This window comes from Castellaniella sp. GW247-6E4, from assembly GCF_040276065.1.
GTDB lineage: Bacteria > Pseudomonadota > Gammaproteobacteria > Burkholderiales > Burkholderiaceae_B > Castellaniella.
The window spans coordinates 76,640-89,449 of record NZ_JBELOI010000009.1 but is presented as its reverse complement, the minus strand read 5'-3'; the positions used below and the strand labels follow the sequence as shown (position 1 = coordinate 89,449).

The 12,810-nt window shown below is 67.5% G+C and carries 13 protein-coding genes; 9 read left to right on the top strand and 4 right to left on the bottom strand.

Features of this window, described 5'->3' with window-relative positions; translation table 11 throughout:
• Positions 1-35 precede the first annotated feature (35 nt).
• Together ABS761_RS12220 and ABS761_RS12215 are read left to right on the top strand one after the other, a co-directional pair.
• Positions 36-602, top strand: coding sequence for a type 4 pilus major pilin (locus ABS761_RS12220; RefSeq protein WP_350408608.1), 567 nt, complete (start codon positions 36-38; stop codon positions 600-602).
• A 68-nt stretch (positions 603-670) separates the two neighbouring features.
• Positions 671-1,687: a hypothetical protein gene (locus tag ABS761_RS12215; protein WP_350408607.1), complete on the top strand. Its 1,017-nt coding sequence runs from the start codon at positions 671-673 to the stop codon at positions 1,685-1,687.
• 9 nt (positions 1,688-1,696) lie between these two features.
• Here the strand turns inward: ABS761_RS12215 and ABS761_RS12210 are convergent, their stop codons facing one another.
• Complete coding sequence (locus ABS761_RS12210) at positions 1,697-2,908, bottom strand: urate hydroxylase PuuD (RefSeq protein WP_350408606.1); 1,212 nt, start codon at positions 2,906-2,908, stop codon at positions 1,697-1,699.
• Positions 2,909-2,956: 48 nt separating this feature from the next.
• Positions 2,957-3,310: a hydroxyisourate hydrolase gene (uraH, locus tag ABS761_RS12205; RefSeq protein WP_350408605.1), complete on the bottom strand. Its 354-nt coding sequence runs from the start codon at positions 3,308-3,310 to the stop codon at positions 2,957-2,959.
• Between the two features lie 203 nt (positions 3,311-3,513).
• Here uraH and ABS761_RS12200 point away from each other — a divergent pair, with 203 nt between their 5' ends.
• From ABS761_RS12200 to trmD, 7 genes are all read left to right on the top strand, one after another.
• Entirely contained in the window at positions 3,514-4,272 is a 759-nt protein-coding gene (locus ABS761_RS12200) for a GntR family transcriptional regulator (protein WP_350408604.1), read from the top strand.
• Between the two features lie 19 nt (positions 4,273-4,291).
• A complete protein-coding gene (gene puuE / locus ABS761_RS12195) occupies positions 4,292-5,230 on the top strand; it encodes an allantoinase PuuE (RefSeq protein WP_350408603.1) in 939 nt (312 codons plus the stop codon).
• Between the two features lie 205 nt (positions 5,231-5,435).
• Complete coding sequence (gene alaS / locus ABS761_RS12190) at positions 5,436-8,057, top strand: alanine--tRNA ligase (protein WP_350408602.1); 2,622 nt, start codon at positions 5,436-5,438, stop codon at positions 8,055-8,057.
• A gap of 2 nt (positions 8,058-8,059) precedes the next feature.
• The gene (locus ABS761_RS12185) at positions 8,060-8,311 is read left to right on the top strand and encodes a sulfurtransferase TusA family protein (RefSeq protein ID WP_350408601.1); all 252 of its coding nucleotides are present in this window, start codon (positions 8,060-8,062) and stop codon (positions 8,309-8,311) included.
• Positions 8,312-8,444: 133 nt separating this feature from the next.
• A complete protein-coding gene (gene rpsP, locus ABS761_RS12180; protein WP_350408600.1) occupies positions 8,445-8,699 on the top strand; it encodes a 30S ribosomal protein S16 in 255 nt (84 codons plus the stop codon).
• A gap of 15 nt (positions 8,700-8,714) precedes the next feature.
• Complete coding sequence (gene rimM, locus ABS761_RS12175; protein ID WP_350408599.1) at positions 8,715-9,338, top strand: ribosome maturation factor RimM; 624 nt, start codon at positions 8,715-8,717, stop codon at positions 9,336-9,338.
• 38 nt (positions 9,339-9,376) lie between these two features.
• A complete protein-coding gene (gene trmD, locus ABS761_RS12170) occupies positions 9,377-10,108 on the top strand; it encodes a tRNA (guanosine(37)-N1)-methyltransferase TrmD (RefSeq protein ID WP_350408598.1) in 732 nt (243 codons plus the stop codon).
• 14 nt (positions 10,109-10,122) lie between these two features.
• Here trmD and ABS761_RS12165 read toward each other — a convergent pair whose 3' ends face one another.
• Together ABS761_RS12165 and ABS761_RS12160 are read right to left on the bottom strand one after the other, a co-directional pair.
• Positions 10,123-10,827: a glutathione S-transferase N-terminal domain-containing protein gene (locus ABS761_RS12165; protein WP_350408597.1), complete on the bottom strand. Its 705-nt coding sequence runs from the start codon at positions 10,825-10,827 to the stop codon at positions 10,123-10,125.
• Between the two features lie 74 nt (positions 10,828-10,901).
• On the bottom strand, positions 10,902-12,806 hold the full coding sequence (locus tag ABS761_RS12160) for a PIG-L family deacetylase (RefSeq protein ID WP_350408596.1): 1,905 nt from the start codon (positions 12,804-12,806) through the stop codon (positions 10,902-10,904).
• Positions 12,807-12,810: the final 4 nt, after the last annotated feature.

Sequence of the window (12,810 nt, the reverse complement as noted above, 5' to 3'; positions counted from 1 at the left end):
GGATTGATGCCGGGAAGCCCGGCGAGGAGGATGATATGGCGGTTTCAGAACAACGTGCGCGGCGTGCCCGCCAGCGAGGTTTTTCCTTGATCGAGGTCTCGATCGTCACGGCCATCATTTTGCTGGTCGCGGTCGTCGGCATCCCGGCGATCGGCGGCTATGTGGTCGAGAACAAGGTGCCCAAGGTGGGCGAGGAACTGACCCGCTTCATCGTTCAGGCGCGCGTGAATGCCGGCACCGGGGAGGCCTCGCCGTACGATGCCTTGTCGGTCGCGAGTTTGGCGAACATGGTGGCCGATTCGACGGTGCTCACCGTGATGGCGGACGGGACCGTGCGCCACGGTCTCGGTGCCCAGGGGGATGTCCAGGTCGAGCCGGTCGAGGGCGGCACCGGCTTCGTGGTGCGCCTGAGCGCGGTCAACCATGCCGCCTGCCCCTCGATCGCCTCGGTCCTGCAGCGCGTCGCCGACACGATCACCGTCGGCCAGGGCGTGGGCCAGGGCAGGGTGGTCAAGGATGACGCGACGACCTATAGCGCCTTGACGGCCGAGTCGGCGTGCGCGCGCGGCGATGTCAACCAGTTCGCGTTCTACACTCGATGAGCGCGCCGGGGTTCGAGGTGGGGACCGCGGCTAGGCACCGCGCGCCGGCGGCGCAGCGCGGATTCCTCATGCTCGAGCTGGCGGTGGTCGGCCTGCTGCTCGCCCTGGTGTCGGTCTGGGCGGCGCAGGCCTGGGCGCAGCGCGTGCGCGACCTCCAGGCCCAGTCGCTGGCCGTGTGGATGACGGCGGCGCAGAGCGCCGCGCAGTCCTACCTCCGACTTCACGGGCTGGCGATCGGGCGGGCCGATGGCACGGATGCGCTGGCGCACGAGGGATTCGGGGATTGGTCGGCGCCTGGCTGGGACGAGATGCGCGCCGCGGGCTTGGTGCCGCCGGGGTGGGCGGATGCAGGCCCCTTGGGGCATGGGGTGGGGTTGCGGGTCCTCCGTTCGGGGGCGTGTCCGGGAGCCGCTTGCCGCCTTGCGGCCCTGGTCCACACGCGCCAGCCGCTGCTGGGCCGTGATGGACGCGCGGTGGACGAGGGCTTGGTGGCGCAGTGGCTGATGGCCGCCCAGGGGCGGGGCATGGTGGCCTGGCCCGGCGCGTCTCGGGTTTTGTCGGGCGCTGGCCGGCGCCTGCCAGCGCCCGAGGACTGGCCGGCGGGCATTGTTGCCCTGGTGGTCGATGACGAGGGCGCCGTGCCCTCGGGCGGCGATGTGGACCTGAGTCCCTACCTGCGGGTGCGCGATGCGCGCGACCCCGAGTTCCAGGGCGATGCCACGGTTGTTGGCGACATTCGCGGCGGCGCGTCGCTGTGGGCGCGGGATTCCCTGGTGCTGGAGCGCTCCGGCACCGAGCACAGCGGGTGCGCCGAGGAGGGCGCCTTGACCACCGAAGGCGGCCATGACGGCATTCTGCTGTGCCGGCAGGGCCGCTGGCGTTCGGCCGGTCGGGCGGGCGGTGGCGGCTTCCTCTCGCACAGCCGCCAGGGTTGCGCCGATAGTACGGGGGCCTATCGGGGCAACCCGCTCACCGGCGATTGCTCGTGCCCGTTCAACTACACGCCGGTGATGGTCTCCGATGCGGGTTCGATGACGTCCGCCGAGGGGCGGACGACTGGCTTCATCTGCGTGGCGATGCGCTGAGTGCCGGCCTTACTTGGTGCCGCTCCAGGCGGCGATGACGGCGCGCTCTTCGTCGCTCATCTGGGTCAGGTTGGCCAGTGGCATGTACTTGCTGGCGACCACGGTCTGGATCTGCTGCGCGTGCAGCAGGATCTCGTCGGCGGTATCCAGCATGACGCCGGCCGGCGCGGCCGGAAAGCCCGCGAAAGTCGGCTTGGCCGAGTGGCATTCCGTACAGCGTGCGGCGACGATGCCCTGCACCTGCTCGAGCGTCACGGCGGCCTGCTCGCCGCCGCCGGCTTTGGCCGGGGCGCCCGAGGGCGCGGCGAGCCAGCCAATGAGGGCCAGCATGACGATGCCGGCGGCCGGAAAGCGCAGATCGTTCCTGCCCGTGTGGCGCAGCACGAAATACTGGCGGATCACGGCGCCCGCAAAGATGAACAGGCTCATGATGATCCAGGCATACTCGCTCGTGTAGGTGAACGAGTAGTGGTTGCTGAGCATCAGGAACACGACGGGCAGCGTGAAGTAGGTGTTGTGCACCGAGCGCTGCTTGCCGAGCTTGCCGTCCAGCGGATCGGGCGCCTGGCCAGCCTTGAGGGCGTTCACCATGCGGCGTTGGCCGGGGATGATCCAGAAGAACACATTGGCCGACATGCAGGTCGCCATCAGCGCGCCGGTGATGAGAAAGGCGGCCCGTCCGGGGAATATCTGGATGGTCAACCAGGCGACGAACGCCATCATCACGCCCACGGCGAGGCTCAGCAGGCCGTCTCGGTTCACGGTCGGGCTGATGAGGCGGCACATGCGCGAGTAGACGATGTATCCGACGACCAGGAAGGCCACGGCCAGGAGGCTGGCTGCGGTGCCGCTCATCCCGGCCGCCCAGGCCCAGGGACTGGCGGTGTTGACCAGGTAGAAGGCCGGCTTGGACAGGTACATCCATGAGAACAGCGCGAAGCCCGACAGCCAGGTGGTATAGGCCTTCCAGAACGCCCAGTGCAGGTCGTCGGGCAGTTCGGGCGGGGTGGTCACGTATTTCTGGCTGTGGTAGAAACCGCCGCCGTGCACGGCCCACATCTCGCCGAACACGCCTTGTTTCTTGGCCTGTTCGCTCCTGGGGGGGTGCAGGCTGCAGTCCAGCATGACGAAGTAGATCGATTCGCCGATCCACGCAATGGCCGCGATGACGTGCAGCCAGCGCAGCAGGAGATTACCGTATTCCAGAAGGAATCCTTCCATGGTTTGCCTCTGATTTTTCGATGGGTTCCGGGGTGGCGCGCGGGCCGCTCAACTGCCGCGGTAGGTGGACCAAGTCCAGGGGGTCACAACCAGGGGGACGTGGTAGTTTTCGTCCGGGTTGGCCACGCCGAAGCGCAGGATCACCTGGTCGACGAACCGCGGCGTGGGCAACTGGACGCCGCGGCCGGCGAAATAATCCCCGGCATGAAAAATCAGCTCGTAGGTGCCGCGTTGCAGCTCGGCGCCGCCGAGCAGGGACTCGTCGCAGCGGCCGTCGGAATTCGTGACCGTTTGCTTGAGCAGAGTGCGTGTTCCGCCATCGAGGCGATAGAGTTCAAGGGCGACGCCCTGGGCTGGCACACCGTGGAAGGTGTCCAGTACATGGGTGGATAGTTTTCCCATGGGATTTGTCTCCGGTCAGCATCCTGCCAGGAAGGCCCCCGGTATGGCCGGCCCGCCGCCTGCGGCGACGGTTCGCGGAGTCTGTGGCTGGTGCCTGTGGATGACTCCGGGGCAGGATAGTTGGATTGTTGTAAACAATTTGTGTTGACGATTTTCGTCTGGTCCACAATAATTGTCAACAAATCTGATCATACAAAATTCCCATGCTTCGCTTGAAACCCAAAAAGACGGCGAGCGACCTCAAGGCGCCCAGTGCGTCCTCACTGCGCACGCCCCAGGGTGCGGGCGGTGCGCGCTCGGAGGTGGATCGCGTGTACGGCGAGATCTTCGATGCCGCAATGGATCGCCGGCTGCTGCCGGGCGCGAAACTGACCGAGGCCACGCTGTGCTCGGTCTTCTCCTGCTCGCGCGCCACGGCGCGCACGGCGCTGTCGCAGCTCGCACACGACAAGATCGTGGTGATCGAGCCGAATCGCGGTGCCTATGTCTGGCAGGCGACACCCAAGGAAACCCGCGACGTGTTCGCCATGCGGCAGGCGCTGGAGTGCATCGTGCTCGATGCGCTGGCTGCGCGCGCCGACGTCGCCGAGGCGCTGCGCCCGCTCTACGACATGGTCGCGCGCGAGCAGCAGGCGTTCGAGGATGGCGACCGCATCAGTTGGATCCGCCTGTCCAATGCCTTTCACGTCGAACTGGCGCGCCTGGCCGACAACGAGGTCTTGACCGACATGTTGCATGGGCTTTGCGCGCGCACGACGCTGATCATCGCTTTGCACGATACGCCCAACGACAGCGCCTGCTCGTACGTCGAACACCGGGAGGTACTCGATCGCATCGCGAGGGGCGATGTCCAAGGCGCACGCGAGGCGATGCGCCATCATCTGCAGGATTGCGAGCAGCGCATGGGCGAGGCGGCCGACCGTCCGCACGATCCGTGGGCCGCATTCAGCGTCAAGCTCTGATCACCAGGAGACCCCTTTCATGTCCAGCAGCACCCGCAAGTCCTATCCGCGCGACCTGGTCGGCTACGGCCGCAATCCGCCGCATGCCGCCTGGCCTGGGCAGGCTCGCGTCGCGGTGCAGTTCGTCCTGAACTACGAGGAGGGCGGCGAGAATTGCGTGCTGCACGGCGATTCGGGATCCGAGCAGTTTCTATCCGAAATCATCGGCGCGGCTTCCTATCCCGAGCGTCATTTGTCGATGGAGTCGATTTACGAGTATGGGTCGCGCGCCGGGGTCTGGCGCATTCTGCGTGAATTCGAACGCCGCGGCCTGCCGCTGACGGTCTTCGCGGTGGGCATGGCGCTCGAACGTCATCCCGAGGTGGCGCGCGCCTTTGTCGAGCTGGGCCACGAGGTCGCCTGCCACGGCTACCGCTGGATCCACTATCAGTCCGTGCCCGAGGAGGTCGAGCGCGAGCACTTCCGGCGCTGTGTCGAGGTGGTCACCCGCCTGATTGGCCGCCACCCCGATGGCTGGTATACCGGGCGCGACAGCCCCAATACCCTGCGCATCGTCGCCGAGGAGGGCAAGTTCCTCTACGACGCCGATTATTATGGCGACGACCTGCCGTTCTGGGCCGAGGTGGAGCTCTCCGATGGCGGCGCCCGCCCGCAGCTCATCGTGCCCTATACCCTGGATACGAACGACATGCGCTTTGGTTCGCCGCAAGGCTTCAACACCGCCGATCATTTCTATCACTACCTGAGGGACGCCTTTGATGTTCTGTACGCCGAGGGCGAGACCGCACCCAAGATGATGTCCGTCGGCCTGCACTGCCGCCTGATCGGGCGTCCGGGACGCTTTGCGGGATTGCAGCGGTTCCTGGACCATATCCAGCGACATGACCGCGTATGGATCGCCACGCGCGCCGACATCGCCCGCCATTGGGTCACGCACCATCCCTGGCAAGGCGCCTGAGCGCGGCTTCCAGGGGCGTGCCGGCGGGCGACGGGCCGGATTCCGGTGCTTGCCGGTTTTCCTGGCTGGAGGCGCTTAGACGCTATAATTCCTGGTTACTTTCCCCAAGGGATGGCCTGAACAAGTCCACCCGACTCGTCGCGCCCTGCCCGGGCGCGCGGCGGGCCCAGGGGATGTGTTTGGACCATCCCACGCGGCATAGCGAATGAAAACCACCGAGATACGTCAAAAGTTCCTGTCCTTCTTCGAATCCAAGGGGCATCAGATCGTGCCGTCGTCGCCGCTCGTGCCGGCCAACGACCCGACGCTGCTGTTTACCAATTCGGGGATGGTGCAATTCAAAGACGTGTTCACCGGCAAGGACACGCGGCCGTATCATCGGGCCACGACCGCGCAGCGCTGCGTACGCGCCGGCGGCAAGCACAACGACCTCGAGAACGTGGGCTACACGGCCCGTCACCACACGTTCTTCGAGATGCTGGGCAATTTCAGTTTTGGGGATTATTTCAAGCGCGACGCGATCCGCTATGCCTGGACCCTGCTGACCGAGGTCTATGGGCTGCCCCGGGAAAAACTCTGGGTCACCATCTACCACGAGGACGACGAGGCCCACAGCATTTGGGCCGAGGACATCGGCGTGCCCGCCGAGCGCATCATCCGCATCGGCGACAACAAGGGCGCACGCTATGCCTCGGACAACTTCTGGCAAATGGCCGACACTGGCCCCTGCGGCCCGTGCTCCGAGATATTCTACGATCACGGTCCCGAGATCTGGGGCGGGCCTCCGGGATCGCCCGAGGAGGACGGCGACCGCTACATCGAGATCTGGAATCTCGTGTTCATGCAATTCGAGCGCGACACCCAGGGCGTCATGCATCCGCTGCCCAGGCCCTGTGTGGATACCGGCATGGGCCTCGAGCGCATCGCGGCCGTTCTGCAGCACGTGCACTCCAACTACGAGATCGATCTGTTCCAGGCCCTGATCCGCGCCGCGGCGCGCGAGACCGGCACCTCCGACCTGGAGAACAATTCGCTCAAGGTCATCGCCGACCACATTCGCGCTTGCAGCTTTCTAATCGTCGACGGCGTGATTCCGGGCAACGAGGGGCGCGGCTACGTGCTGCGCCGGATCATCCGCCGGGCCTTGCGGCACGGCCACAAGCTCGGGCAGAGCGGGGTGTTCTTCCACCGACTGGTCGCCGATCTGGTCGAACAGATGGGCCAGGCGTATCCCGAGCTCGCGGTCCAGCAGGCCCGCGTCGAACAGGTCCTGCGCCAAGAAGAGGAGCGCTTCAGCGAAACCCTCGAGAACGGCATGCGCATCCTCGAGGCCGCGCTGGGCGAGCTGCCCGATGGCCAGGCTCTGGACGGGCAGACGCTGTTTACCCTCTACGACACCTATGGCTTCCCGGTGGACCTGACCGCCGACATTTGCCGCGAGCGCCGGGTCGAGGTGGACCTGGACGGCTTCGAGCGGGCGATGGCGCACCAGCGCGAGCAGGCGCGCGCCGCCGGCAAGTTCAAGGTGGCGGCTGATCTCAGCTACGAGGGTGTGGCCACGCGCTTTGACGGCTATGAGCATTTGGACGGGCGGGCCACCGTGACCGCACTGTACGTGGACGGCGCTCAGGTCCAATCGATCGCCCAGGGTCAGGACGCGGTCGTGGTGCTCGATGCCACGCCCTTCTATGCCGAATCGGGCGGTCAGGTGGGCGACACTGGTCTGCTCGCGGGCGCGGGGGCGCGTTTTCAGGTGGCCGACACTCAAAAGATCCAGAGCGACGTTTTCGGGCACCACGGCGCCTTGCTCGAGGGCACGCTGGCGGTGGGCGACGCGGTCGAGGCGCATGTCGATCAGGCACGCCGGCGCGACACCATGCGCAACCATTCGGCCACCCATTTGATGCACAAGGCGCTGCGTCAGGTGCTGGGTGAACACGTGCAGCAGCGTGGTTCCCTGGTCGATGGCGACAAGACCCGTTTTGACTTCGCCCATGATGCGCCCATGAGCGCGGCGCAGCTCGGCGAGGTCGAGCGCATCGTCAATGGCGAGGTGCTGAACAACGAGGCCGTGTGCACGCAGCTCATGTCCTACGACCAGGCGGTCGAGGGCGGCGCGGTGGCGTTGTTCGGCGAAAAATACGGGGATGTGGTGCGCGTGCTGGACATCGGCTTCTCGCGCGAGCTGTGCGGCGGCACCCACGTCGCGCGCACGGGCGACATCGGACTGTTCAAGATTGTCTCCGAGGGCGGTGTGGCCGCCGGCATCCGCCGCGTCGAGGCGGTGACCGGGCGCGGGGCGCTCGAGTGGGTCCAGCAGGCCCAGGGCATGCTGGACCAGGCCGCGGGCCTGCTCAAGACGCAGGCCGCCGACATCCCCGAGCGCATCCAGGCCTTGCAGCAGCAGGCGCGCCACCTCGAGCGCGACCTCGAGCGCCTGCAGGACAAACTGGCCGCGGCCGCGGGCAACGACCTCGCGGGCCAGGCGGTCGAACTGGCCGGCGTGCGCCTGTTGGCGACGCGGCTCTCTGGGGTGGACCCCAAGGCCTTGCGCGGCATGGTGGACCAGCTCAAGGCCAGGCTGGACGATGCCGTCATCCTGCTTGCGGCGGTGTCGGACGACCGGATCAGCCTGGTCGCCGGTGTCAGCCCGGCCCTAACGGCGCGAATCAAGGCGGGCGACCTGGTGGGTTCCGTGGCTGCGCAGGTAGGCGGCAAGGGCGGCGGACGTCCCGACATGGCCATGGGTGGCGGCTCGGATGTCGCGGCGCTGGACGGCGCCATCGCGGGGGTGCAGGCCTGGGTGCAGGCGCGCCTGGGGGCTTGATCATGACGTTGCCATCCGACCGTCCCTTGGCCGATCTCGAGATCGATGCGACGGGGCTGGACTGCCCCCTGCCCATCCTGCGCACCAAGAAAGCCCTGGCGCGGATCGAGAGTGGGCGGGTTTTGGCCGTGCTCACCACTGATGCCCATGCCGCGCGCGATTTCCAGGCGTTCTGCCGCCAGACGGGCAATGCGCTGCTGGCCCAGGAGGCCAGGCCCGACGGCGTGACCGCGCATTTTTTGCGCCGGCGCTGAGGGCCGTGGCCCAGGGGCGCGGCGGCTTGTTGTTTTTTGGACGCGCGCCTCGCCATGGCGCGCCAGGATTGCGGTCTGGCACTCAAAAGTGTTAGAATTTCACGTTTTTCACAGTATTTTCAAAGGATTGTCAATGGTTGTGATTCGTCTGGCCCGCGGCGGCTCGAAGAAGCGTCCCTTCTACAATGTCGTTGCCGCCGATTCGCGCAATCGCCGCGATGGCCGTTTCATCGAACGCGTGGGTTTCTACAACCCCGTCGCGGGTGAAGGCCAGGAAGGCCTGCGCATCGCGCTCGATCGCATCCAGCACTGGACGGAAAACGGCGCGCAGCTCTCGCCCACGGTTTCCCGCCTGGTCAAGGAATACTCGGCCAAGGCCGCCGCCTAAACGGCGGTGCGCGCCATGGCCGGCCGCGCCTCCGGCACCGAATCCGCCCCCGACGATCTGGTCGAGGTCGGTCGGGTGGTCGGGCCCCACGGCGTGCGCGGCTGGCTCAAGGTCCAGCCATATTCTACTGATGCGCAGGCCCTGTTGCGTGCGCCGTCCTGGTGGTTCAAGACGCCCGATTCCGGATTGGATACGGGCGTCTCGTCATTGGCGCGCGCCATCGGCGTACGGGCCAGCCGCCTGCACGGCGGACGCTTCGTCGTCGCCCAGCTCGAGGGTATCGCCGATCGGGATGCCGCCGAGGGCCTGCAGGGCTGCACGGTGTGGGCTTCGCGCGCCGCGTTTCCCGAGACCGGCGCGGACGAATATTATTGGGTGGACCTGATCGGCTGCGACTTCTATGGGGAGTCCGGGGGGATGCCCTGTTTCCTCGGCCGTGTCGATGAGGTGCTCGACAACGGTGCGCACGCCGTGTTGCGGGTCGCGCGTGGCACCCTGGAGGGGCAGGGCGGTTTCCAGCCGGCTCTGGACGCGCGCGGGCGGGCGGTGCATACGTTCGTGCCTTTCGTCCAAGCCCATGTGCATCGCGTGGATCTGGCGGCGCGGCGCATGGACAGCGACTGGCCCGACGATTTCTGAGCGCGGCCGGGGCCTGTCCACACTCACGGGGCACGAACATGCGATTCGATCTGTTGACCTTGTTTCCCGAGATGTTCTCGGCCCTGCGTGACCAGGGCGTGAGCGGGCGCGCCCATGCGCGCGGGATCTGGACACTGGGCTTGTGGAACCCGCGCGATTTCACCGAGGACGTCCATCGCACGGTGGATGACCGTCCCTATGGCGGCGGGCCGGGCATGGTCATGATGGCCGAACCCCTGTCGCGCGCGGTGGCGGCGGCGCGCGCGGCGCGCCATGCCGCATCCGGCGAGGATCCGGATCGGGTGCCAGTGGTCCTGTTGTCGCCGGCGGGCCGGCGCCATGATCAGCAGCTTGCCGCGCAATGGGCCAGATCCTCGGGTGCCATTCTGATCTGCGGCCGCTATGAGGGCGTGGACCAGCGCTTCATCGACCGGCATGTGACCGAGGAATTGTCGCTGGGCGATTATGTGCTGTCCGGCGGCGAGCTGGCGGCGATGGTCGTCATGGACAGCGTGCTGCGCCTGCTGCCGGGCGTGTTGCATGATGCGCAGTCGGCCGAGCAGGACTCTTTCAATCCGGCCCTGGACGGGCTGCTGGACAGCCCGCACTATACGCGTCCCGAGATCTGGGACGGGATGCCGGTGCCCGAGGTGCTGCTCTCGGGCCACCATGCGCAGATCGCCGAGTGGCGGCGCCAGCGCTCGGTCGCCCTGACCACCGAACGCCGCCCGGATCTGATCCAGGCCTTGCGGGCGCGCAAGTCGCAATAGGCCGCGCGCGCTGCTCAGGCGCGCTGCGGGATCTCCAGGCCGCGCTGGACAGCCGGCCGCGCGAGGAAGGCGTCGAGGACGCGCGCCACCTGGGGAAAGTCCTGGAATCCCACCAGATCGCGGGCCTCGTAGAAGCCGATGAGGTTGCGCACCCAGGGAAAGATCGCCATGTCCACGATGCCGTAATCGTCCCCCATCATCCAGTCGCGGCCCTCGAGACGGCCCTCGAGCACCCTGAGCAGACGGCGGGATTCCTCCACGTAGCGCCGCAGCGGGCGCTTGTCCTCGTAGTCCTTGCCGCCGAACTTGTTGAAAAAGCCCAGTTGGCCGAACATCGGCCCGATGCCGCCGATCTGGAACATCAGCCACTGGAGGGCCTCGTAGCGTTCGGCCGTGTCGTCCGGCAGGAAGCGCCCGGACTTGCCGGCCAGGTACAGCAGGATGGCCCCGGTCTCGAAGAGCGGCAGGGGCCGGCCCCCGGGGCCGCTCGGGTCGAGGATGGCCGGGATCTTGTTGTTGGGGTTGAGCGACAGGAATTCGGGCGAGTGCTGGTCCTGGGTCGAAAAATTGACCAGGTGCGCCTCGTACGGCAGGCGGGTCTCCTCCAGCATGATCGAGACCTTGACGCCGTTGGGCGTGGGCAGGGAATACAGTTGGATGCGGTCGGGATGTTGCGCCGGCCACTTGCGGGTGATCGGAAAAGCTGACAGATCGGCCATGATGTCCTCGGACGTTTGGAACACGAGCATTGTGCCCGATTTGGTGGCGGTCGGCGTGCCCGGCGCCGCGGCGTTCAGCCCGTGGGCATCGACGTCTTGAGCGTCGGCGGCGGGCGAAGAGGTGGCAGAGCCGGCGGGCGGGGCGCGCGGATGATGTCGCCGCGCCAGACACCCAGGTGGCGGCTGAGCACCAGGTAGTCCTGGGCGGGCCCCGCCTGGCGCGTGGTGATGTGCAGATCGCCGTCGATCAGGGCGAGCGTGGGATCCGAGACGGGCGCGCCAGGCAGCCTGCGCGCGCGGCCGTCCTGGATCAGCCACAGGGGGCCCGCGTCGCGTTCGCGGGCCGCTACGATCATGCGTCCGGCCGGCCCAAGGAGAATCGCCGGGCGGCCCTGGTAGGTCAGCCCCAGGTCCTCGGGCGTGCCCCAGCCCGTGCAGCCGGCCCGCCCGCGGCGCTGAGTCATGCGTAGCATGTGGCCGTTGTGCTGGGCGCGCAGATAGGCCTCCATGCGGCCCGCGGCATTTTGCAGCAGCGCCAGGCCGCCGCTGCTGAGAATGCCTGGAACATGGCGCCAGCGCACCGGGTCATCGTCCGGGAAGGCCTCGCCGACACTCGCGCACCAGAGTCTGCCAGCCTCGTCCGTCGCGAGGATCAGAACGCCGCGTCCGGCGCGCTCGGCGATCGCCGCCTCGGCGCGTGCCTTGGGCAGGGGCGGCATATCACGCCAGGCCGCCCATCGCAGGCGCTCGGTATCCCATCGAGACAGTTGCAAGCGTCCGTCGTAACCCATGCCCAGTGCCCACGGCGAGGCGCCGGCCGTGAGGGTTGGCGGGCGTGTCAGGCGCGCCCCGTCGATGGGCTGCCAGGGCGCCGGCCCGCCCACTGCGCCGATCCGCGTGGTCAGGACCCGGCCGTCGGGGCTGCGGACCAGGATTCCCGCCCCGCGGGCCGATGGCTGGAAGACCGCCGCCGGATCGGCGCTACGTGCCTGCGGGCTGATGGCCTGCGCCATGCCATCAGCCCGCAGGCTCACGACGTTGGCGTGCTCGTCCACTGTCAGCAGGACCGGGCCCCCCGGTCTGGCGAGCAGGGTTGCCGGCGTATTCCGATTAGATACATAGTAGATCCTTGACACCCAGGCGGCCTCGGGGCCGGCCGGTCGGTCGCAGCGCGCCGGCGCGCGGCAGTAGCGGTAGTCGTGGCGCATGTAGGTGAGGAACACCGCAGTCTTGGCCGCCGTCTGCACCGGATCCAGATTGCCGGGGCGTTCCTGGGTGGGATAGTTCAGGTAGCCGACCTCGGCGTAAGTGCCGGGAGTCTGGGCCATGGCCTCGCGCACCAATCGCGCGCCAGCGATGTGGTCGGGGTGATCATTTCCAGCGCAACGCCAACACAGTTCGGTATAAGGGGTGGCGATGGTGGCGTCCATGGTCCGGATCGTGGTGGGCGCATAGTCGCGGATCAGCGCCGCCAGGGTCGTCACCAGACCGGCGCGGACGTAGCGCTCGACCCATGGGCCGATCGATTCGGCCTCCGCGCGCGGGTCGGACTCTGCTCGGCTTAGGGGAGTGAGGCTGCCCCAGCCCCCCTTGCCCAGCCAGGGATCCTGGATGCGCATCTGGACCAGGCGGATGCGCGGGTCGTCAGCCAGGGTGTAGCGGGCGAGGCGGCGACCCTCGAGCCGGAGCGTGTCCTCGATCCACTCGTCGCGCACGCCGGCGGCCTGGGCATAGGCCGCCTGGATGCCGCGTTCACGACCCAGCATGTAGGGGGCCCCCTCGCCACGATCGCTGGCGGTGAGGTAGACGAGCTGCAAACATCCGCCGCCGCGCAGGGTATCCGCGAGATCCGGATTCATGAACAGTAAATCATCGTCCATGTGGGCGACGAAAACCAGGTCGCGGATCTGGTGGCGGCAGGTTCCGTCCGTGTCCGCCCAGGCGTGGGCCGGCAGCAGCGCGACCAGCCAGAACAGCACCGCA

Bases quoted from the DNA above. Each gene is read 5' to 3' on its own strand.
- ABS761_RS12220 (WP_350408608.1), top strand. From the start codon at position 36: ATGGCGGTTTCAGAACAACGTGCGCGGCGTGCCCGCCAGCGAGGTTTT.
- ABS761_RS12215 (WP_350408607.1), top strand. From the start codon at position 671: ATGCTCGAGCTGGCGGTGGTCGGCCTGCTGCTCGCCCTGGTGTCGGTC.
- ABS761_RS12210 (WP_350408606.1), bottom strand. From the start codon at position 2,908: ATGGAAGGATTCCTTCTGGAATACGGTAATCTCCTGCTGCGCTGGCTG.
- uraH (WP_350408605.1), bottom strand. From the start codon at position 3,310: ATGGGAAAACTATCCACCCATGTACTGGACACCTTCCACGGTGTGCCA.
- ABS761_RS12200 (WP_350408604.1), top strand. From the start codon at position 3,514: ATGCTTCGCTTGAAACCCAAAAAGACGGCGAGCGACCTCAAGGCGCCC.
- puuE (WP_350408603.1), top strand. From the start codon at position 4,292: ATGTCCAGCAGCACCCGCAAGTCCTATCCGCGCGACCTGGTCGGCTAC.
- alaS (WP_350408602.1), top strand. From the start codon at position 5,436: ATGAAAACCACCGAGATACGTCAAAAGTTCCTGTCCTTCTTCGAATCC.
- ABS761_RS12185 (WP_350408601.1), top strand. From the start codon at position 8,060: ATGACGTTGCCATCCGACCGTCCCTTGGCCGATCTCGAGATCGATGCG.
- rpsP (WP_350408600.1), top strand. From the start codon at position 8,445: ATGGTTGTGATTCGTCTGGCCCGCGGCGGCTCGAAGAAGCGTCCCTTC.
- rimM (WP_350408599.1), top strand. From the start codon at position 8,715: ATGGCCGGCCGCGCCTCCGGCACCGAATCCGCCCCCGACGATCTGGTC.
- trmD (WP_350408598.1), top strand. From the start codon at position 9,377: ATGCGATTCGATCTGTTGACCTTGTTTCCCGAGATGTTCTCGGCCCTG.
- ABS761_RS12165 (WP_350408597.1), bottom strand. From the start codon at position 10,827: ATGGCCGATCTGTCAGCTTTTCCGATCACCCGCAAGTGGCCGGCGCAA.